We start from the raw sequence: 21,479 nt of genomic DNA on the forward strand, positions 1-21,479 counted from the left end.
CAGGGATTAATGACCAACGAAATTAGGTTTACGTTTTTCGAGGAAAGCGTTCATCCCTTCCTGGTAATCTTCGCTGTCATAAACCGCGCGGCGCATCCCCTGAATACGTTCAAATTCATCGGAGTTCATGGTGTGTGCTTCGCCCAGTACACGCAGCTCTTCTTTGATAACGGCAATGGCTAACGGCGCTTTCTCAGAGATGTGGTGCGCCATTTGTAAGGTGAAATCTTCCAGTTCTTCCACTTCCACAACATGGTTGAGGATGCCGACAGCCAGCGCGCGCTGGGCGGTGATTGGCGAAGCGGTAAAAATCAGCTCTTTGACAATGTGGAAGCCCGCGTCGCGGGTCAGGTTGTGAATGCCGACCAGGTTATACGGGACGCCGAGGTTTACAGGCGTCATTGAGAAGGTTGAGGTACTGGCGGCGATGATCAGATCGGAACTCATGATCATTTCAAATGCGCCACCCCAAACACTACCTTCCACCATCGAAATGATCGGTTTCGGGAATTTTTGGATCATGCGGGTGATTTGACGCAATGGATCATCATAGGAGAGCGGATCGCGACCGCCAGACGGCAGTTCGTGAATATCGTGACCTGCGGAGAAGACTTTGGATCCACTTGGCGCCCGCAAAATGATACAGCGAATTTCCGGCCGGTTGAGATCGCTTAACGCCTGCATAAGATCATCAATAAAGACTTTACTTAAGGCATTAAGTTTTCGTCCATAGTTAAACTCAATGACCGCCACTTTGTTGATAGTGGCAACGTTCACATACTGATAAGACATAAAAATTCCTTTAATCAAAATATTGCGTCTGGATAAATTCACTGAGCTGCCGCAGGCCAGTGCGCGGTGAGAGCGTATTGTTTTTGACCGCTAAAAGCGTCTGGCGGTAATAGCGATCGAAATCTTCATTCGCGAACAGGTGATTCAGTACTTCTTCTTCGGTCTGCTTACGCAGCCATTCCACCGATTGTTGTTGCCGCACTTGTTGTAAACGACCACTGGCAGTTAGCGCGGTTTTGAAGTCGATGATGGCGTGCCAGATCTCATCGATTCCACGTTTTTCCAGTGCGCTACAAGTCAGACCCCGTGGCTGCCATTCGTCGTATTTACGTCGCAGAATATGCAGGGCACTCTCGTACATATGCCGGGCAATGGCGACATTGGTATGGTTATCGCCATCGTCTTTGTTGATAACGAGCAGATCAGCCACTTCCATCAGCCCTTTTTTAATGCCCTGCAGATCATCGCCGCCACCGGCAATTTGCAACGAGATAAAACAGTCCACCATGCGGGCGACTTCCGTTTCCGACTGCGCGACGCCAACCGTTTCGACAATCACTACGTCATAACCCGCCGCTTCGCATAACAGCATTAATTCCCGTGCTCGCTGACTGGCACCGCCCAGATGACCGGAGGAGGGTACCGGGCGAATAAACGCCGCCTCGGCACGCGCCAGGTCATTCATGCGGGTTTTATCCCCGAGAATGCTACCGCCAGTGACCGGGCTGCTGGGATCGACCGCAATAACAGCAACCTTTAATCCCTCACGAATCAACAACATGCCAAAGGCTTCAAGAAAGGTACTTTTCCCCGCGCCGGGTGTGCCGGTAACGCCCAGTCGCAGGGCGTTACCACAGAACGGCATAATGGCGTCAAGCAGCTGTGTACTTAGCGCCTGATGACGTGGGTGACGGCTTTCCACCAGCGTCATGGCTTGGGCGAGCGTGGCACGCTCACCCTGACGTAAGCGGCGAATACTTTCTGCCAGCGTGGCTTCATTAATCATGATGCTGGCTTATCAGATTCAGTACGTCGCGCACACTGTCGAGCATAGGTGTACCTGGACCATAAATCGCCGCCACGCCGCGCTCTTGCAGGAAGGCGTAATCCTGCGGCGGAATGACGCCACCCGCGACCACGCAGATATCTTCGCGTCCCCATTTTTTCAGCGCTTCGACCAGTTCCGGGATCAGCGTTTTATGACCGGCAGCCAGTGAGGATGCGCCCACTACGTGAACGTCGTTTTCTACGGCCAGGCGGGCGATCTCTTCAGGTGTAGAGAACATCGGGCTTAAATCTACGTCGAAACCGAGATTCGGAATAGGCGCTGGCGATCACTTTCGCGCCGCGATCGTGTCCATCCTGGCCCATCTTAGCGATCAGAATGCGCGGGCGACGACCATTGTCGGCAAGGAACTGCTCCGTTTGCGCAACAATGGCATCGAACTCGGAGGCCGATTTCTCAGACTGATGATAGCTTTGCGCAATCACGCCGGTAACACACTGGCTTGGCACCAGATAACGGTCGAAAGCGACTTCCAGCGCATCGGAAATTTCACCCAGGGTGGCGCGAACGCGAGCGGCATTAACAGCGGCAGCCAGCAGGTTTTCGTTATGCTGTGCGGCGTGAGTCAGGGCGTTCAACGCGGCGGTTACGGCGGCATCATCACGGGTGGCGCGAATGCGTTCCAGCGAAGCAATTTGCTCGTTACGCACCATCACGTTGTCGATCTCAAGTACATCGTTTTCGTCTTCGTGATCCAGTTTGTACTTGTTGACACCAACGATGACACGCTTGCCCTGGTCGATCAGCGACTGTTCGCGCGCTGAGGCCTCTTCGATCATTCGTTTTGGCAGACCTGCTTCGATCGCTTTCGCCATGCCACCGGCTTCGTCGATCTGTTGGATAATAGCTCTGGCTTGTTTGACGATTTGATCGGTCAGCGACTCAATGTAATAGGATCCGGCCAGTGGATCGACGGTGTGGCAGAGTTCTGATTCTTCCTGGATGATGATCTGGGTGTTGCGGGCAATGCGTGCTGAGAAATCGGTAGGCAAACCAAGCGCTTCGTCAAAGGCGTTGGTATGCAGTGACTGAGTACCGCCCAGCGTCGCAGCCAGTGCTTCAATGGTGGTGCGGATAACGTTGTTATACGGATCCTGTTCAGTCAGGCTCCAGCCTGAGGTCTGGCAGTGGGTACGCAGCGCCAGTGATTTCGGATCCTGTGCGCCAAATCCACTGACCGCTTCGCTCCATAAATAACGTGCCGCACGCAACATGGCGACGTTCATAAACAGATCCATGCCGATACCGAAGAATAACTACAGGCGAGGAGCGAAGTCATCTATTTTCAGTCCGGCAGAGATTGCTGCTTTGATGTACTCAATCCCATCGGCGAGCGTAAATGCTACCTGCTGCACGCAGTTGGCACCCGCTTCCCCCATGTGGTAACCGCTGATACTGATGGTATTAAATCGCGGCATGTTGCCGGAACACCAGGCGATGATGTCGGCGATAATGCGCATTGACGGTTTTGGTGGGTAAATATAGGTGTTGCGGCAGAGGTACTCTTTGAGAATATCGTTTTGAATGGTGCCGGTCAGTTTATCAGGTGTAACACCTTGCTCTTCTGCGGCGACGATATAAAACGCCAGTACTGGTAGCACTGCGCCATTCATGGTCATCGAAACCGACATTTTATCCAGCGGGATCTGGTCGAACAGGACTTTCATATCTTCCACGGTGTCAATAGCGACGTCCGCTTTGCCGACGTCACCCGCCACGCGTGGGTTATCGGAGTCGTAGCCACGGTGGGTGGCAAGGTCAAACGCAACGGAAAGACCTTTTTGCCCGGCGGCCAGGTTACGGCGATAAAAAGCGTTGGACTCTTTTGCTGTTGAAAAACCAGCATACTGACGGATGGTCCACGGTTGGGCGGTATACATAGTGGCACGCGGGCCACGAACGTAGGGCGGCAAACCAGGAAGGGTACCTGTCACCTCCAGATTATCGAGATCGGCTTCGGTATACAGCGGCTTGATGGCGATCCCTTCCGCGGTTTGCTGAACCAGCGAGTCGACAGTTTTCTCCCGACGGCTCAATTCCTTGTTGGCAAGCTGTTGCCACTCCTGCTCGTTAGACATTATTTGCTCCGTAAAACGCAATCAAAATGAGGGTATTTGCGCTTACGGTGAGCTTTTTACGTGGGTTTGTCGCCAGCAAAAAAAATGCATTCAGACGTCGTTTTTTGCCGCCTGAGATTTGTCTATTTTGTGATGTGATTCAAGGAATACAAAAAGAAGTGAGGACAACGCCTGATATGTGCTATCAGGCATTATTTGATGGATTAATCCTGACGAAGGACTTTGTGACCATAATCGAGTAACGCATCAGTGACTTTACGCATCATGCGGCTTTCAGGAGCAAAGCGGTGCCAGTAGAGCATCCGTCGTTGAAATAGCCCAGGCGTTAAGTCAATCAGTTCACCGCTGGCCAGCTCTTTCTCGATTTGCAGGTGCGGGATCATACAGCAGGTGGTGCCCTGGCGAGCAAGTTGTACGAACGCTTCTGAAGAATTAACGATATGGCAGGGTACGCTGCCAGGAGGAAGATCGAAGTTTTGCTGCAAAAAGGCCTGGTGCATATCGTCAAGATGGTCAAACGCGACCACTGGCGCTTTCAATAATGCCGAACGCGTTACGCCGTTAGGAAAATATTTTTCGGCAAACGGTTTTGAGCTGACGAACAGATAGTCGAGCGCACCGAGTTTATCGACAAGACAACTCGGCAGCGCCTGATGTTGAATACTCACCGCGCCGACCACTTCGCCGCGGCGCAGACGTTCCTGAGTACGGGTTTCATCTTCTACCTGCAAGTTGAGGCGGATAGGCGAATCAGCCAACACAGGAGCCAGTGCCGGAAGCAACCACGTCGCCAGACTGTCAGCGTTGACCGCCAGTGAAAGCAGCAGCGGAGTCGAACCGGTTTGTTCATCGCCCAGCCACTCTTCTTCCAGCAACTCCACCTGGCGCAGCAGTGCCAGCAGTTTTTGCCCTTGTTCCGTCGGGCGCGGCGGTACGGTACGCACCAACAGCGGCTGCCCGAACATATTTTCCAGTTGCTTAATGCGCTGTGAGACGGCTGATTGTGTAATGCACAGCTTTTGTGCCGCGCGCTCAAATCCTCGTTCACGTATCACCGCATCCAGTGCCAGTAATGTTCTGTAGTCCGGGCGTTTCATTGCTGTTGTCTGCTCCTGGTAAATGCTTTTTCCTGCACTATGACACAATTTTGTGTCAGGTTGCATATACCGAAGCCGTCGGCGGGTAACATTTGTATCAATGGTTAAACGCGCAGCTTAAAAGATCAGGGATTTGCGCTATTGCATTTCGCTTAGCGACTTCGCGCCCTGGTTATGTTGAATGGCGTGGCGTTATTGCCTCTGTTCGCACCGTGGAGCGGCATACCCAGACCGTTGTATGCTTTATTTGCGGGGCGAAAGGGGATGCCCGCCATTGCGCGATATTTTATGGATGAGTTAACCACCCGGCTTGCCAACGGGGTCTGAATCGCTTTTTTTGTATATAATGCGTGTGAAATTTCATACCACAGGCGAAACGATCATGACGCAGGATGAATTGAAAAAAGCAGTAGGATGGGCGGCACTTCAGTATGTTCAGCCCGGCACCATTGTTGGTGTAGGTACAGGTTCCACCGCCGCACACTTTATTGACGCGCTCGGCACGATGAAAGGCCAGATTGAAGGGGCCGTTTCCAGTTCAGATGCTTCCACTGAAAAACTGAAAAGCCTCGGCATTCACGTTTTTGATCTCAACGAAGTCGACAGCCTTGGCATCTACGTTGATGGCGCAGATGAAATCAACGGCCACATGCAAATGATCAAAGGCGGCGGCGCGGCGCTGACCCGTGAAAAAATCATTGCTTCGGTTGCGGAAAAATTTATCTGTATTGCCGACGCCTCCAAGCAGGTTGATATTCTGGGTAAATTCCCGCTGCCAGTAGAAGTTATCCCGATGGCACGTAGTGCAGTGGCGCGCCAGCTGGTGAAACTGGGCGGTCGTCCGGAATACCGTCAGGGCGTGGTGACCGATAATGGCAACGTGATCCTCGACGTCCACGGCATGGAAATCCTTGACCCGATAGCGATGGAAAACGCCATAAATGCGATTCCTGGCGTGGTGACTGTTGGCTTGTTTGCTAACCGTGGCGCGGACGTTGCGCTGATTGGCACACCTGACGGTGTCAAAACCATTGTGAAATGATCTGACGGGGGAACCTCCCCCGTTAAAAAAATTCTCTTCATTAAATTTGGTGACATGTGTCACGCTTTTACCAGGCAATTGTCGATTGCTCTAAATAAATCCTCTAAACCAGCATATTCATCCAAGAATTACCTTTGCGTGATATTTCCTCAACATCGCGACGCAAACGTTCATATTGCCGCAATATTATTTTTTGATATGTTGAAAGGCGGATGCAAATCCGCACACAACATTTCAAAAGACAGGATTGGGTAAATGGCAAAGGTATCGCTGGAGAAAGACAAGATTAAGTTTCTGCTGGTAGAAGGCGTGCACCAAAAGGCGCTGGAAAGCCTTCGTGCAGCTGGTTACACCAACATCGAATTTCACAAAGGCGCGCTGGATGATGAACAATTAAAAGAATCCATCCGCGATGCCCACTTCATCGGCCTGCGATCCCGTACCCATCTGACTGAAGACGTGATCAACGCCGCAGAAAAACTGGTCGCTATTGGCTGTTTCTGTATCGGAACAAACCAGGTTGATCTGGATGCGGCGGCAAAGCGCGGGATCCCGGTATTTAACGCACCGTTCTCAAATACGCGCTCTGTTGCGGAGCTGGTGATTGGCGAACTGCTGCTGCTATTGCGCGGCGTGCCGGAAGCCAATGCTAAAGCGCACCGTGGCGTGTGGAACAAACTGGCGGCGGGTTCTTTTGAAGCGCGCGGCAAAAAGCTGGGTATCATCGGCTATGGTCATATTGGTACGCAATTGGGCATTCTGGCTGAATCGCTGGGAATGTATGTTTACTTTTATGATATTGAAAACAAACTGCCGCTGGGCAACGCCACTCAGGTACAGCATCTTTCTGACCTGCTGAATATGAGCGATGTGGTGAGTCTGCATGTACCAGAGAATCCGTCCACCAAAAATATGATGGGCGCGAAAGAGATTTCGCTAATGAAGCCCGGCTCGCTGCTGATTAATGCCTCGCGCGGTACTGTGGTGGATATTCCGGCGCTGTGTGATGCGCTGGCGAGCAAACATCTGGCGGGGGCGGCAATCGACGTATTCCCGACGGAACCGGCGACCAATAGCGATCCATTTACCTCTCCACTGTGTGAATTCGACAACGTCCTTCTGACGCCACACATTGGCGGTTCGACTCAGGAAGCGCAGGAGAATATCGGCTTGGAAGTTGCGGGTAAATTGATCAAGTATTCTGACAATGGCTCAACGCTCTCTGCGGTGAACTTCCCGGAAGTCTCGCTGCCACTGCATGGTGGTCGTCGTCTGATGCACATCCACGAAAACCGTCCGGGCGTGCTAACTGCGCTGAACAAAATCTTCGCCGAGCAGGGCGTCAACATCGCCGCGCAATATCTACAAACTTCCGCCCAGATGGGTTATGTAGTTATTGATATTGAAGCTGACGAACACGTTGCCAAAAAAGCGCTGCAGGCAATGAAAGCTATTCCGGGTACCATTCGCGCCCGTCTGCTGTACTAATTCCCCTTCTCTGAAAATTAACGGGCAGGTCACTGACTTGCCCGTTTTTTTATCCCTTCTCCACACCGTTGCCGCGTTGCGCATTCTACTTTGCGAGTCTGCTCCAGAAAATAAATCAAAGTCAGATCAATGCGTTGTGTTTATTTAATGGGGATTTACGATGGCGGGACAGCATAGGGCTGTAACGGTAAAGCCCTCACCGAAGCGAGGGCTTAAAGGAGAAGGGTTATGATGCGACTTGTCATCATACTGATTGTACTGTTACTGATAAGTTTCGGAGCTTATTAACAGTCAGTCTCAAGGGAGGAGTCATCCTTCCTTACCCTTACTCACTAAATTAGGTCAAAGAATCAACGATGTCAATCAGGGCGATGCGGGGTGCATCGCCCTGAACCGAACTTTTTGATAGCCACTTCATCGCCCACGTTTACTGCCGTAATAGATCCTTTTTCCCAAAAATTATCTCTGTTTTGCATGGGGTTTTTCGAGCACGCTCGAAGAAAAGATTTAAAGGTAGATCAATGCGTTGTGGTTATTTAAAGAGATCTTACGATAGCTGGGCAGCATGGGGCTGTAACGGTAAAGCCCTCACCGAAGCGAGGGCTTGAAGGAGAAGGGGTATGATGCGACTTGCCATCATACTGATTGTACTGTTACTCATAAGTTTCCCAGCTTATTAACAGTCAGTCACAGGGGAGGAGCAATCCTCCCTTACCCTTACTCACTAAATTAGGTTAAAGAATCAACGATGTCAATCAGGGCGATACAGGTGTATCGCCCTTACCACTCCCAGACTTTCGACGGTGTAACCACCGCAGGAAGAGGGATATCCCACTCTTCAACGGGGAGTTTTTCCACCAACTGACAATCATGCGCATAACCCACCGGTTGCGTTTTATAGTGCTGCCAGTTTTGTAAGGTCCGATCATAAAAACCACCGCCCATTCCCAGGCGCTGACCGTACTCATCAAAGGCGACCAGCGGTGTGATCAGCACGTCTAATCGGGAAAGGGGTAGCACGTCACGCACATCCAGTTTTGGCTCATGGATCTTCAACCTGTTCATCACCAGTTCGCTTTGCGGATGGTAATTCAGGAACAGCAAATTACCGGCACTAAAGGGATGCAAAACTGGAAGATATACGCGCTTACCGGCGCGCCAGAGTTGTTCTATTAGCGGCTGGGTGTCGAGTTCACCATCAAAAGAGAGGAATACAGCGACCGTATGCGCCATCACCACCGGGGGATAAGTCATCATCCGGGTAGCGGCTTGTTGACCCATTTCCAGCTGTTGTTCCGGCGTTAACGCACGACGACGTTGCCGAATCATTTTGCGGATTTCTTGTCGGGATAATGTCAGTGGGAGCTCTGGTAGTTGCGTCATGGCTGGTGCCAGATAAGAAGGGAATCTCCGAGATGCCGCCGCAGGCTGTAACCCTTGAACCCTTGGTTCAAGGTGAATGTGTCGTCGCAGTTTTAAGGCTTCTCGGACGAACCGAGCATGCTCACCAACCGCGGAGCGCCACATTCTTGTGGTATGAAATATCGGCTCAGGGGACTGGCCCGCTTGCGAACATCTCAGAGAAATTTTGTCTTCACGGTTACTCTACCACAGTAAACCGAAAAGTGTCATTCAAAGTTTTGGTTAGTTTTTTCGGTGATGCGACCTTGTTCAAGTAACGCTTGTTCTATGGTCTGCTGCAGCATCCGAATACGCTGTTCCATACTTGCCGCGTAGTCACGAGTCTTTGCTTTTTCTTGCGCTAACTCATAGCTGATATTCAATGCGGCAATGAAGACCAACTGTTCAGTATTTGTGACTCTAGTGCGTTCTTTCAGATCTTGCAACCGTTGGTTCAGATCGTCCGCTGCCTGATTCAACGCATCCCTTTGGTCAGGCGGGCAGTTCACACGCAGTGAACGGCCAAAAATTTGGATATCGACGGGTTGTGCAGACATGCCACCTTCCTGCTGATTGACTGCGCTGCCTTCGTCTTTAGACCCATGGTCTGCGAAGGGGCGACACTATAGCTACCCTGATGAGAAGAGACAAGCCCTTTTCTGGTCCACCAGGGCCCAAAGTGGTAGCATATCATGAATATTCCTCCCTTTGACGACGAATGCTTATGTCTATACAGAACGAAATGCCTGGTTACAACGAAATGAACCAGTATCTGAACCAACAAGGGACGGGTCTGACCCCTGCCGAGATGCATGGTTTAATCAGTGGGATGATATGTGGCGGTAACGATGACAGCTCATGGCTGCCGCTACTTCACGACCTGACGAACGAAGGCATGGCTTTCGGTCATGAGCTGGCACAGGCACTGCGTAAAATGCACTCTGCCACCAGCGATGCCCTGCAGGATGACGGCTTCCTTTTTCAGCTTTATCTGCCTGATGGCGATGATGTCAGCGTTTTCGATCGGGCTGATGCACTGGCAGGTTGGGTCAATCACTTCCTGCTTGGTCTTGGCGTTACGCAACCGAAGCTGGACAAAGTGACCGGCGAAACCGGTGAAGCCATCGACGATCTGCGTAACATCGCGCAGCTGGGCTACGACGAAGACGAAGATCAGGAAGAGCTTGAAATGTCGCTTGAAGAGATCATCGAATACGTTCGTGTTGCCGCGCTGTTATGCCACGACACCTTTACTCATCCGCAACCGACCGCGCCAGAAGTACAAAAACCGACTCTACACTAAAAACAAAAAACGTAAGGAGAGTGTTATGAGTGAGATATCCCGGCAAGAGTTTCAGCGTCGCCGTCAGGCCCTGGTGGAGCAAATGCAACCCGGCAGCGCCGCGCTGATTTTTGCTGCACCAGAAGTAACACGTAGCGCCGACAGCGAATACCCCTATCGTCAGAACAGTGACTTCTGGTACTTCACCGGCTTTAACGAACCGGAAGCGGTGCTGGTGCTGATTAAAAGCGATGACACTCATAACCACAGCGTTCTGTTTAACCGCGTTCGCGACCTGACGGCGGAGATCTGGTTTGGCCGTCGCTTAGGCCAGGATGCCGCGCCAGAGAAACTGGGCGTTGACCGCGCACTGGCATTCAGCGAAATCAATCAGCAACTTTATCAACTACTTAACGGCCTGGATGTGGTTTACCATGCCCAGGGCGAATATGCATATGCTGATGAAATCGTGAACAGTGCGCTGGAAAAACTGCGTAAAGGTTCGCGGCAAAATCTCACCGCACCGGCAACGATGATCGACTGGCGTCCTGTTGTTCATGAAATGCGCCTGTTCAAATCGCCAGAAGAGATTGCCGTACTCCGCCGCGCGGGAGAAATCACCGCCATGGCACATACACGGGCGATGGAAAAATGCCGTCCGGGAATGTTCGAGTACCATCTGGAAGGCGAAATTCACCACGAATTTAACCGCCACGGTGCGCGCTATCCTTCCTATAACACCATTGTAGGCAGCGGTGAAAACGGCTGCATTCTGCACTACACCGAAAACGAGAGTGAACTGCGCGACGGTGGCCTGGTGTTGATTGACGCGGGTTGTGAATACAAAGGTTACGCGGGCGATATTACCCGCACCTTCCCGGTCAACGGCAAATTCACCCAGGCCCAGCGTGAAATCTACGACATTGTGCTGGAGTCTCTCGAAACCAGCCTGCGCCTGTATCGTCCGGGAACTTCCATTCTGGAAGTCACTGGTGAAGTGGTGCGCATCATGGTTAGCGGCCTGGTAAAACTCGGCATCCTGAAAGGTAATGTTGATGAACTGATCGCTCAGAACGCCCATCGTCCTTTCTTTATGCATGGCCTTAGTCACTGGTTAGGACTGGATGTCCATGACGTTGGCGTTTATGGTCAGGATCGCTCGCGCATTCTGGAACCGGGGATGGTACTGACCGTAGAGCCTGGTCTGTATATCGCGCCGGATGCGGATGTGCCAGAACAATATCGCGGTATCGGCATTCGTATTGAAGACGACATTGTGATTACCGAAACCGGCAACGAAAACCTCACCGCCAGCGTGGTGAAAAAGCCGGAAGAAATCGAAGCGTTGATGGCTGCTGCGAGAAAGCAATGAGCGTAATCATCGTCGGTGGCGGCATGGCGGGCGCGACGCTGGCGCTGGCTATTTCCCGGTTAAGTCACGGGGCGCTGCCGGTACATTTGATTGAAGCGACTGCGCCAGAGTCACATGCTCATCCGGGCTTTGATGGACGAGCGATAGCGCTGGCGGCGGGTACCTGTCAGCAACTGGCGCGCATCGGCGTCTGGCAATCTCTGGCTGATTGCGCAACCGCCATCACTACCGTGCATGTCAGCGATCGTGGTCATGCTGGATTCGTCACCCTCGCCGCAGAAGATTACCAACTGGCGGCGCTGGGGCAGGTTGTCGAATTGCATAATGTCGGGCAACGGCTGTTTGCATTGCTGCGAAAAGCACCTGGCGTAATGCTGCATTGCCCCGATCGCGTAGCTAACGTTGCCCGTACTCAGAGTCACGTTGAAGTGACGCTGGAGAGCGGCGAGATGCTGACGGGCCGCGTGCTGATAGCCGCTGATGGCACCCATTCAGCGTTAGCCACCGCGTGCGGCGTTGATTGGCAGCAGGAGCCTTACGAACAACTGGCAGTGATTGCCAACGTTGCTACTTCTGTTGCGCACGAAGGCCGCGCTTTTGAACGCTTCACGCAACATGGCCCGCTGGCGATGTTGCCGATGTCTGACGGACGCTGTTCGCTGGTCTGGTGTCATCCACTGGAACGGCGCGAAGAGGTGCTGTCGTGGAGCGACGAGAAGTTTTGCCGTGAACTCCAGTCTGCCTTTGGCTGGCGACTGGGGCAAATTACCCACGCCGGTAAACGCAGTGCTTATCCGCTGGCATTAACCCGCGCCGCCAGACCGATTACCCATCGCACTGTGCTGGTGGGCAATGCGGCGCAAACTCTGCACCCGATTGCCGGGCAAGGGTTTAACCTCGGTATGCGAGATGTCATGAGCCTTGCGGAAACCCTGACTCAGGCGCATGAGCGCGGAGAAGACATCGGTGATTACGGCATATTGTGCCGCTATCAGCAGCATCGACAGAGCGATCGCGAAGCAACCATCGGCGTCACGGACAGCCTGGTACATCTTTTTGCCAACCGTTGGGCACCGCTGGTTGTCGGGCGCAACATCGGACTGATGACGATGGAATTATTCACCCCGGCACGCGATGTGCTGGCGCAGCGCACCCTCGGTTGGGTGGCGCGTTGAAGGCGGTTTTAAGGAATAAACAATGCAAAGTGTTGATGTAGCCATTGTTGGCGGCGGCATGGTGGGGCTGGCGGTTGCCTGCGGCTTACAGGGGAGCGGCTTACGCGTTGCCGTACTGGAGCAGCGCGTACCGGAACCTCTGGCGGTAGATGCACTACCACAACTGCGCGTTTCGGCTATCAATGCCGCCAGCGAAAAATTACTCACCCGTCTTGGCGTCTGGCAGGACATTCTCGCTCGTAGGGCCAGTTGCTATCACGGCATGGAAGTGTGGGACAAAGACAGTTTTGGTCACATCTCGTTTGACGATCAAAGCATGGGCTATAGCCATCTTGGGCACATCGTTGAAAACTCAGTGATTCACTACGCGCTGTGGAACAAAGCGCAGCAGTCGTCAGATATTACTCTGTTGGCCCCCACAGAATTACAGCAGGTCGCCTGGGGAGAAAATGAAACCTTCCTGACGCTGAAAGATGGCAGCATGTTAACGGCGCGTCTGGTGATTGGCGCGGACGGTGCTAATTCCTGGTTGCGCAACAAAGCAGATATTCCGCTGACTTTCTGGGATTATCAGCATCACGCGCTGGTAGCGACCATTCGCACGGAAGAACCGCATGATGCGGTGGCGCGGCAGGTTTTCCATGGCGAAGGCATTCTGGCCTTTTTACCGCTTAGCGATCCGCATCTTTGCTCGATTGTCTGGTCACTGTCGCCAGAGGAAGCGCAGCGGATGCAGCAGGCAAGTGAAGACGAATTTAATCGCGCGTTAAATATCGCTTTTGATAATCGCCTTGGCTTATGCAAGGTTGAGAGCGCGCGTCAGGTGTTCCCGCTGACGGGGCGTTATGCGCGCCAGTTTGCCGCACACCGTCTGGCGCTGGTGGGCGACGCCGCGCATACCATTCACCCACTGGCGGGGCAGGGCGTTAATCTCGGATTTATGGACGCCGCAGAGCTGATTGCTGAACTGAAACGGTTGCATCGTCAGGGTAAAGACATCGGGCAGTACATTTACCTGCGCCGCTATGAACGTAGCCGCAAGCACAGCGCGGCGCTGATGCTGGCTGGTATGCAGGGTTTTCGCGATCTCTTTTCCGGCGCTAATCCGGCGAAAAAACTGCTGCGTGATATTGGTTTGAAACTGGCCGACACGCTTCCTGGCGTTAAGCCGCAACTTATCCGCCAGGCAATGGGATTAAACGATTTGCCTGAATGGCTGCGTTAAAAATTTCTCCTCTGTTGTTTATTTGATACCCATCACACTTTCATCTCCCGGTTTTTTCGCCGGGAGATTTTCCTCATTTGAAATAAACTAATTTCACCTCCGTTTTCGCATTATATTTTCTAATGCCATGATTTTTTGATTTAGTGTTTTTTGACATTTTTTTAGCTCTTAATATTGTCTTATTCAAATTGACTTTCTCATCACATCATCTTTGTATAGAAATTGGTGTATTTTTTGGTTTTTTATTCTGTCGCGATTTTTGCATTTTTTAACCATAAGCTAATGTGATGATCAATTTTACCTTATGGTTAACAGTCTGTTTCGGTGGTAAGTTCAGGCAAAAGAGAACGATTGCGTTGGGGACCGGGAGTGGCTCCGATGCTGGGTTTTGTGGTGATAATTTCACCATGAAAAAGTTGTCAGCCCCGCTTATTCAATGAGGACAAGATGGCACAACAGACTCCTTTGTACGAACAACACACGCTTTGCGGCGCTCGCATGGTGGATTTCCACGGCTGGATGATGCCGCTGCATTACGGTTCGCAAATCGACGAACATCATGCGGTACGTACCGATGCCGGAATGTTTGATGTGTCGCATATGACCATCGTCGATCTCCGCGGCAGCCGCACCCGGGAGTTTCTGCGTTATCTGCTGGCGAACGATGTGGCGAAGCTCACCAAAAGCGGCAAAGCCCTTTACTCGGGGATGTTGAATGCCTCTGGCGGTGTGATAGATGATCTCATCGTCTACTACTTTACTGAAGATTTCTTCCGCCTCGTTGTTAACTCCGCCACCCGCGAAAAAGACCTCTCCTGGATTACCCAACACGCTGAACCTTTCGGCATCGAAATTACCGTTCGTGATGACCTTTCCATGATTGCCGTGCAAGGGCCGAATGCTCAGGCAAAAGCTGCCACACTGTTTAATGATGCTCAGCTTCAGGCGGTGGAAGGGATGAAACCGTTCTTTGGCGTGCAGGTGGGCGATCTGTTTATTGCCACCACTGGTTATACCGGTGAAGCGGGCTATGAAATTGCGCTGCCCAATGAAAAAGCGGCCGATTTCTGGCGTGCGCTGGTGGAAGCGGGCGTTAAGCCCTGCGGTCTGGGGGCGCGTGACACGCTGCGTCTGGAAGCGGGCATGAATCTTTATGGTCAGGAGATGGACGAAACTATTTCTCCTTTAGCCGCCAACATGGGCTGGACTATCGCCTGGGAACCGACAGATCGTGACTTTATCGGTCGTGAAGCCCTGGAAGTGCAGCGTGAGCATGGTACAGAAAAACTGGTTGGTCTGGTGATGACCGAAAAAGGCGTGCTGCGTAATGAACTGCCGGTACGCTTTACCGATGCGCAGGGCAACCAGCATGAAGGCATTATCACCAGCGGTACTTTCTCCCCGACGCTGGGTTACAGCATTGCGCTGGCGCGCGTGCCGGAAGGTATTGGCGAAACGGCGATTGTGCAAATTCGCAACCGTGAAATGCCGGTTAAAGTGACAAAACCTGTTTTTGTGCGTAACGGCAAAGCCGTCGCGTGATTTACTTTTTTGGAGATTGATTGATGAGCAACGTACCAGCAGAACTGAAATACAGCAAAGAACACGAATGGCTGCGTAAAGAAGCCGACGGCACTTACACCGTTGGTATTACCGAACATGCTCAGGAGCTGTTAGGCGATATGGTGTTTGTTGACCTGCCGGAAGTGGGCGCAACGGTTAGCGCGGGCGATGACTGCGCGGTTGCCGAATCGGTAAAAGCGGCGTCAGACATTTATGCGCCAGTAAGCGGTGAAATCGTGGCGGTAAACGACGCACTGAGCGATTCCCCGGAACTGGTGAACAGCGAACCGTATGCAGGCGGCTGGATCTTTAAAATCAAAGCCAGCGATGAAAGCGAACTGGAATCACTGCTGGATGCGACCGCATACGAAGCATTGTTAGAAGATGAGTAACGGCTTTATTCCTCTTCTGCGGGAGAGGATCAGGGTGAGGAAAATTTATGCCTCACCCTCACTCTCTTCGTAAGGAGAGAGGTTCACAATTCACTGCACGTTTCAGGAACCATCGCTCATGACACAGACGTTAAGCCAGCTTGAAAACAGCGGCGCTTTTATTGAACGCCATATCGGACCGGACGCCGCGCAACAGCAAGAAATGCTGAATGCCGTTGGTGCACAATCGTTAAACGCGCTGACCGGCCAGATTGTGCCGAAAGATATTCAGCTTGCGACACCACCGCAGGTTGGCGCACCGGCGACCGAATACGCCGCACTGGCAGAACTCAAGGCTATTGCCAGTCGCAATAAACGCTTCACGTCTTACATCGGCATGGGTTACACCGCCGTGCAGCTACCGCCGGTTATCCTGCGTAACATGCTGGAAAATCCGGGCTGGTATACCGCGTACACTCCGTATCAACCTGAAGTCTCCCAGGGCCGCCTTGAAGCACTGCTCAACTTCCAGCAGGTAACGCTGGATTTGACTGGACTGGATATGGCCTCTGCTTCTCTTCTGGACGAGGCCACTGCTGCCGCCGAAGCAATGGCGATGGCGAAACGCGTCAGCAAACTGAAAAATGCCAACCGCTTCTTCGTGGCTTCCAATGTGCATCCGCAAACGCTGGATGTGGTCCGTACTCGTGCCGAAACCTTTGGTTTTGAAGTGATTGTCGATGACGCGCAAAAAGTGCTCGACCATCAGGACGTCTTCGGCGTGCTGTTACAGCAGGTAGGCACTACCGGTGAAATTCACGACTACACTGCGCTTATTAGCGAACTGAAATCACGCAAAATTGTGGTCAGCGTTGCCGCCGATATTATGGCGCTGGTGCTGTTAACTGCGCCGGGTAAACAGGGCGCGGATATTGTTTTTGGTTCGGCGCAACGCTTCGGCGTGCCGATGGGCTACGGTGGCCCACACGCGGCATTCTTTGCGGCGAAAGATGAATACAAACGCTCAATGCCGGGCCGTATTATCGGTGTATCGAAAGATGCAGCTGGCAATACCGCGCTGCGCATGGCGATGCAGACTCGCGAGCAACATATTCGTCGTGAGAAAGCGAACTCCAACATTTGTACTTCCCAGGTACTGCTGGCAAACATCGCCAGCCTGTATGCCGTTTATCACGGCCCGGTTGGCCTGAAACGTATCGCTAACCGCATTCACCGTCTGACCGATATTCTGGCGGCGGGCCTGCAACAAAAAGGTCTGAAACTGCGCCATGCGCACTATTTCGACACCTTGTGTGTGGAAGTGGCCGACAAAGCGGGCGTACTGACGCGTGCCGAAGCGGCTGAAATCAACCTGCGTAGCGATATCCTGAACGCCGTGGGGATCACCCTTGATGAAACCACCACGCGTGAAAACGTAATGCAGCTTTTCAGTGTGCTGCTGGGCGATAACCACGGGCTGGAGATCGACACGCTGGACAAAGACGTGGCTCACGACAGCCGCTCTATCCAGCCTGCGATGCTGCGCGACGACGAAATCCTCACCCATCCGGTGTTTAATCGCTATCACAGCGAAACCGAAATGATGCGCTATATGCACTCGCTGGAGCGTAAAGATCTGGCGCTGAATCAGGCGATGATCCCGCTGGGTTCCTGCACCATGAAACTGAACGCCGCCGCCGAGATGATCCCAATCACTTGGACGGAATTTGCCGAACTGCACCCGTTTTGCCCGCCGGAACAGGCTGAAGGTTATCAGCAGATGATTGCGCAGCTGGCTGACTGGCTGGTGAAACTGACCGGTTACGACGCCGTTTGTATGCAGCCGAACTCCGGCGCACAGGGCGAATACGCGGGCCTGCTGGCGATTCGTCATTATCATGAAAGCCGCAACGAAGGGCATCGCGATATCTGCCTGATCCCGGCTTCTGCGCACGGAACTAACCCCGCTTCTGCACATATGGCAGGAATGCAGGTGGTGGTTGTGGCGTGTGATAAAAACGGCAACATCGATCTGACTGATCTGCGCGCGAAAGCGGAACAGGCGGGCGATAACCTCTCCTGTATCATGGTGACTTATCCTTCTACCCACGGCGTGTATGAAGAAACGATCCGTGAAGTGTGTGAAGTCGTGCATCAGTTCGGCGGTCAGGTTTACCTTGATGGCGCGAACATGAACGCCCAGGTTGGCATCACCTCGCCGGGCTTTATTGGCGCGGACGTTTCGCACCTCAACCTGCATAAAACTTTCTGCATTCCGCACGGCGGTGGTGGTCCGGGTATGGGACCGATCGGTGTGAAAGCGCATCTGGCACCGTTTGTACCGGGTCATAGCGTGGTGCAAATCGAAGGCATGTTAACCCGTCAGGGCGCAGTTTCTGCGGCACCGTTCGGTAGCGCCTCTATCCTGCCAATCAGCTGGATGTACATCCGCATGATGGGCGCAGAAGGGCTGAAAAAAGCAAGCCAGGTGGCAATCCTCAACGCCAACTATATTGCCAGCCGCCTGCAGGATGCCTTCCCGGTGCTGTATACCGGTCGCGACGGTCGCGTGGCGCACGAATGTATTCTCGATATTCGCCCGCTGAAAGAAGAAACCGGCATCAGCGAGCTGGATATTGCCAAGCGCCTGATCGACTACGGTTTCCACGCGCCGACGATGTCGTTCCCGGTGGCGGGTACGCTGATGGTTGAACCGACTGAATCTGAAAGCAAAGTGGAACTGGATCGCTTTATCGACGCGATGCTGGCTATCCGCGCAGAAATTGACCAGGTGAAAGCCGGTGTCTGGCCGCTGGAAGATAACCCGCTGGTGAACGCGCCGCACATTCAGAGCGAACTGGTCGCCGAGTGGGCGCATCCGTACAGCCGTGAAGTTGCGGTATTCCCGGCAGGCGTGGCAGACAAATACTGGCCGACGGTGAAACGTCTGGATGATGTTTACGGCGACCGTAACCTGTTCTGCTCCTGCGTACCGATTAGCGAATACCAGTAATTCACTGATTCGAGTATTTTCTAAAGGCGCTTCGGCGCCTTTTTAGTCAGATGACAAAGTACAAAAGTGCTCAGACAGTCCCCTCGCCCCTTTGGGGAGAGGGTTAGGGTGAGGGGAACAGGCCGGCACTGGCGCGAATATTTACCCTCACCCCGACCCTCTCCCTGAAAGGGCGAGGGGGAAAAGCGTGCCAACATTGAAGATTGAGCCAGTTTGTTAGCAATCTCAAAGATACGTCAACGAATTAATTTTTCTCGGAAAAACAAATGGCTATAGCACTTGTGACCGGTGGCAGTCGCGGCATCGGGCGGGCAACTGCATTACTGTTGGCGCAAGAAGGGTATACGGTGGCGGTTAATTATCAGCAAAACCTCCACGCGGCGCAGGAAGTGATGAACTTAATAATGCAAGCCGGTGGCAAAGCATTCGTGCTCCAGGCGGATATCAGCGACGAAAACCAGGTCGTTGCGATGTTTACAGCAATCGATCAGCACGATGAACCGCTAGCAGCGCTGGTCAATAACGCCGGGATCTTGTTTACCCAGTGCACCGTTGAAAACCTTACCGCAGAGCGAATCAACCGAGTACTTTCCACCAACGTGACGGGATATTTTCTCTGCTGCCGCGAGGCGGTAAAACGCATGGCGCTTAAAAATGGTGGCAGTGGCGGCGCTATCGTCAATGTCTCTTCGGTGGCCTCACGGTTGGGTTCGCCAGGGGAATATGTTGATTACGCGACATCGAAAGGGGCGATTGATACGTTAACCACCGGACTATCGCTGGAAGTCGCCGCGCAGGGGATCCGCGTTAACTGCGTGCGGCCAGGGTTTATTTATACCGAAATGCACGCCAGCGGCGGCGAGCCTGGACGCGTCGATCGCGTTAAGTCGAACATCCCCATGCAGCGTGGTGGACAGGCAGAAGAGGTCGCGCAGGCCATTGTCTGGCTACTAAGTGATAAAGCCTCTTACGTCACGGGAAGTTTTATCGATTTGGCGGGCGGGAAATAAAACAGGAAAGTTGTCTGACCGGATGCAACAAGTATTGCATCCGGTACTTCATCGACTTAAAGCTTCTCGCCGTTGCTGGCAATCACCTCTTTGTACCAGTTAAAGCTCTTCTTACGTGAACGCGACATATCGCCAGTACCGTCGTCATGTTTATTCACATAGATAAAGCCGTAGCGTTTGCTGTACTGCCCGGTAGTGAATGACACGCAGTCGATGCAGCCCCACGGTGTGTAGCCCATCAGATCCACACCATCGTAAGTCACTGCTTTTTTCATCTCTTCAATATGGGCGCGCAGGTAGTCAATGCGGTAGTCGTCGTTGATGCTGCCATCTTCTTCCACTTTGTCGTAAGCGCCAAAACCGTTTTCGACAATAAACAGCGGCCTCTGATAACGCTCATACAGTTCGCAAAGGGCATAGCGCAGACCTACTGGATCAATCTGCCAGCCCCAGTCAGACGCTTTAACATACGGGTTCGGTACGCTGCCTTCAAAACCAGAGATCGCATCGCCGGTGCCGCCTTCGGCCTTCACTGCGTTGGTCATGTAATAGCTGAAACCAAGATAATCGCAGGTGCCTTCGCGCAGTACATCGAGATCGCCGTCTTCCATTTTGATATTAAATCCGCGACGTTCCCACTCGTTCAATACATAGGACGGGTAATAGCCGCATAGCTGCACATCGGTAAAGACGTAGCGTTCGCGCATCGACTCCTGAGCGAACATCACATCGTCCGGGTTACATGAGTAGGGATAGAGCGGCACCATCGCCAGCATACAGCCGACTTTCATCTCCGGGTTAATGCGACGCGCGGCTTTCACTGCCAGGGCGCTGGCGACAAACTGGTGATGCAGCACCTGGTACATCGTCTCTTCCGGGTTGTCATGCTCGGTATACACCACGCCGGAGCAGCAGTAACCAAACAGCGGCGCACGCCAGTTACGCTGGTTGTTTATTTCGTTGAAGGTCATCCAGTATTTGACTTTATGCTTGTAGCGTTCGAATACCACTTCCGCGAAACGGACAAAGAAATCAACGAATTTACGGTTGGTCCAGCTACCGTATTGCTGCACCAGATGCAGCGGCATTTCAAAGTGGGAGAGGGTTATCACCGGTTCGATGTTGTATTTCAGCAGTTCATCGAACAGAGAGTCGTAAAACTTCAGCCCTTCTTCGTTTGGCTGAGCTTCATCACCTTTTGGAAAAATACGCGTCCAGGCGATGGAAGTCCGAAAACATTTGAAGCCCATTTCGGCAAATAGCTTGATGTCTTCCTTGTAGTGACCATAAAAATCAACGGCTTCATGGTTTGGATAGTATTTTCCTGGCAAGACTTCTTTGGTGATTTCGCGCGGCACGCCGTGTGCGCCACCGGTCAGAACGTCACAAATGCTCGGTCCTTTGCCGCCTTTGTTCCAGCCGCCTTCGACCTGATGAGCGGCAACGGCGCCACCCCATAAGAAATCTTTCGGTAAGGTGAGTTTTTTCACTATCATAGGCTCCA

The 21,479-nt window shown here is 52.7% G+C and carries 19 protein-coding genes, 1 other RNA gene and 1 pseudogene; 12 read left to right on the forward strand and 9 right to left on the reverse strand.

Annotated features, from left to right (window positions below):
• Positions 1–6: 6 nt before the first annotated feature.
• The 4 genes and pseudogenes from scpB to argP form a co-directional block, all read right to left on the reverse strand.
• The gene (gene scpB, locus ACUU1M_RS04715) at positions 7–792 is read right to left on the reverse strand and encodes a methylmalonyl-CoA decarboxylase (protein ID WP_000122063.1); all 786 of its coding nucleotides are present in this window, start codon (positions 790–792) and stop codon (positions 7–9) included.
• A gap of 10 nt (positions 793–802) precedes the next feature.
• Complete coding sequence (gene meaB, locus ACUU1M_RS04720) at positions 803–1,798, reverse strand: methylmalonyl Co-A mutase-associated GTPase MeaB (RefSeq protein ID WP_000606499.1); 996 nt, start codon at positions 1,796–1,798, stop codon at positions 803–805.
• A pseudogene (gene scpA / locus ACUU1M_RS04725) lies at positions 1,791–3,936 on the reverse strand (methylmalonyl-CoA mutase). The gene meaB and the pseudogene scpA overlap by 8 nt, the downstream one beginning before the upstream one ends.
• 203 nt (positions 3,937–4,139) lie before the next feature.
• A complete protein-coding gene (gene argP, locus ACUU1M_RS04730; protein ID WP_005076854.1) occupies positions 4,140–5,033 on the reverse strand; it encodes a DNA-binding transcriptional regulator ArgP in 894 nt (297 codons plus the stop codon).
• Positions 5,034–5,415: 382 nt separating this feature from the next.
• Here argP and rpiA point away from each other — a divergent pair, with 382 nt between their 5' ends.
• The 4 genes from rpiA (at position 5,416) to ACUU1M_RS04750 (ending at position 8,243) form a co-directional block, all read left to right on the forward strand.
• On the forward strand, positions 5,416–6,075 hold the full coding sequence (rpiA, locus tag ACUU1M_RS04735) for a ribose-5-phosphate isomerase RpiA (RefSeq protein WP_000189743.1): 660 nt from the start codon (positions 5,416–5,418) through the stop codon (positions 6,073–6,075).
• 255 nt (positions 6,076–6,330) lie between these two features.
• The gene (gene serA / locus ACUU1M_RS04740; RefSeq protein ID WP_001151606.1) at positions 6,331–7,563 is read left to right on the forward strand and encodes a phosphoglycerate dehydrogenase; all 1,233 of its coding nucleotides are present in this window, start codon (positions 6,331–6,333) and stop codon (positions 7,561–7,563) included.
• A gap of 228 nt (positions 7,564–7,791) precedes the next feature.
• A complete protein-coding gene (gene ibsC / locus ACUU1M_RS04745) occupies positions 7,792–7,851 on the forward strand; it encodes a type I toxin-antitoxin system toxin IbsC (protein ID WP_071524576.1) in 60 nt (19 codons plus the stop codon).
• A 332-nt stretch (positions 7,852–8,183) separates the two neighbouring features.
• Positions 8,184–8,243: a type I toxin-antitoxin system Ibs family toxin gene (locus tag ACUU1M_RS04750; protein ID WP_001387035.1), complete on the forward strand. Its 60-nt coding sequence runs from the start codon at positions 8,184–8,186 to the stop codon at positions 8,241–8,243.
• Positions 8,244–8,343: 100 nt separating this feature from the next.
• Here ACUU1M_RS04750 and ACUU1M_RS04755 read toward each other — a convergent pair whose 3' ends face one another.
• From ACUU1M_RS04755 to zapA, 3 genes are all read right to left on the reverse strand, one after another.
• Positions 8,344–8,946: a 5-formyltetrahydrofolate cyclo-ligase gene (locus ACUU1M_RS04755; protein WP_000192745.1), complete on the reverse strand. Its 603-nt coding sequence runs from the start codon at positions 8,944–8,946 to the stop codon at positions 8,344–8,346.
• Positions 8,947–8,966: 20 nt separating this feature from the next.
• Positions 8,967–9,150, reverse strand: a non-coding RNA gene (gene ssrS / locus ACUU1M_RS04760) — 6S RNA.
• A gap of 41 nt (positions 9,151–9,191) precedes the next feature.
• The gene (gene zapA / locus ACUU1M_RS04765; protein WP_001276008.1) at positions 9,192–9,521 is read right to left on the reverse strand and encodes a cell division protein ZapA; all 330 of its coding nucleotides are present in this window, start codon (positions 9,519–9,521) and stop codon (positions 9,192–9,194) included.
• Positions 9,522–9,688: 167 nt separating this feature from the next.
• Between zapA and ygfB the strand changes: the two genes are divergently transcribed.
• The 4 genes from ygfB to ubiI are packed head-to-tail and all read left to right on the forward strand — an operon-like array spanning position 9,689 to position 14,018.
• Positions 9,689–10,267, forward strand: coding sequence for a UPF0149 family protein YgfB (gene ygfB / locus ACUU1M_RS04770; RefSeq protein ID WP_001295378.1), 579 nt, complete (start codon positions 9,689–9,691; stop codon positions 10,265–10,267).
• A 25-nt stretch (positions 10,268–10,292) separates the two neighbouring features.
• Entirely contained in the window at positions 10,293–11,618 is a 1,326-nt protein-coding gene (gene pepP / locus ACUU1M_RS04775; RefSeq protein ID WP_001290131.1) for a Xaa-Pro aminopeptidase, read from the forward strand.
• On the forward strand, positions 11,615–12,793 hold the full coding sequence (ubiH, locus tag ACUU1M_RS04780) for a 2-octaprenyl-6-methoxyphenyl hydroxylase (RefSeq protein WP_000111172.1): 1,179 nt from the start codon (positions 11,615–11,617) through the stop codon (positions 12,791–12,793). The genes pepP and ubiH overlap by 4 nt, the downstream gene beginning before the upstream one ends.
• Positions 12,794–12,815: 22 nt before the next feature.
• Positions 12,816–14,018 carry an FAD-dependent 2-octaprenylphenol hydroxylase gene (gene ubiI, locus ACUU1M_RS04785; protein ID WP_001192220.1) on the forward strand — a complete coding sequence of 401 codons (1,203 nt, stop codon included), beginning with the start codon at positions 12,816–12,818 and terminating at the stop codon, positions 14,016–14,018.
• Positions 14,019–14,091: 73 nt separating this feature from the next.
• Here ubiI and ACUU1M_RS04790 read toward each other — a convergent pair whose 3' ends face one another.
• On the reverse strand, positions 14,092–14,175 hold the full coding sequence (locus tag ACUU1M_RS04790) for a hypothetical protein (protein WP_122985416.1): 84 nt from the start codon (positions 14,173–14,175) through the stop codon (positions 14,092–14,094).
• A 290-nt stretch (positions 14,176–14,465) separates the two neighbouring features.
• On the opposite strand from ACUU1M_RS04790, the gene gcvT reads away from it, so the two are divergent.
• The 4 genes from gcvT (at position 14,466) to ACUU1M_RS04810 (ending at position 19,975) form a co-directional block, all read left to right on the forward strand.
• Positions 14,466–15,560: a glycine cleavage system aminomethyltransferase GcvT gene (gcvT, locus tag ACUU1M_RS04795; RefSeq protein ID WP_000068696.1), complete on the forward strand. Its 1,095-nt coding sequence runs from the start codon at positions 14,466–14,468 to the stop codon at positions 15,558–15,560.
• Between the two features lie 23 nt (positions 15,561–15,583).
• Complete coding sequence (gene gcvH, locus ACUU1M_RS04800) at positions 15,584–15,973, forward strand: glycine cleavage system protein GcvH (protein ID WP_001295377.1); 390 nt, start codon at positions 15,584–15,586, stop codon at positions 15,971–15,973.
• A 118-nt stretch (positions 15,974–16,091) separates the two neighbouring features.
• Positions 16,092–18,965 carry an aminomethyl-transferring glycine dehydrogenase gene (gcvP, locus tag ACUU1M_RS04805; protein ID WP_000195082.1) on the forward strand — a complete coding sequence of 958 codons (2,874 nt, stop codon included), beginning with the start codon at positions 16,092–16,094 and terminating at the stop codon, positions 18,963–18,965.
• A gap of 266 nt (positions 18,966–19,231) precedes the next feature.
• Positions 19,232–19,975: an SDR family oxidoreductase gene (locus ACUU1M_RS04810; RefSeq protein ID WP_000951960.1), complete on the forward strand. Its 744-nt coding sequence runs from the start codon at positions 19,232–19,234 to the stop codon at positions 19,973–19,975.
• A gap of 56 nt (positions 19,976–20,031) precedes the next feature.
• Here the strand turns inward: ACUU1M_RS04810 and bglA are convergent, their stop codons facing one another.
• Entirely contained in the window at positions 20,032–21,465 is a 1,434-nt protein-coding gene (gene bglA, locus ACUU1M_RS04815) for a 6-phospho-beta-glucosidase BglA (RefSeq protein WP_005076748.1), read from the reverse strand.
• Positions 21,466–21,479 lie beyond the last annotated feature (14 nt).

Source organism: Shigella sp. SIG6, assembly GCF_053555815.1.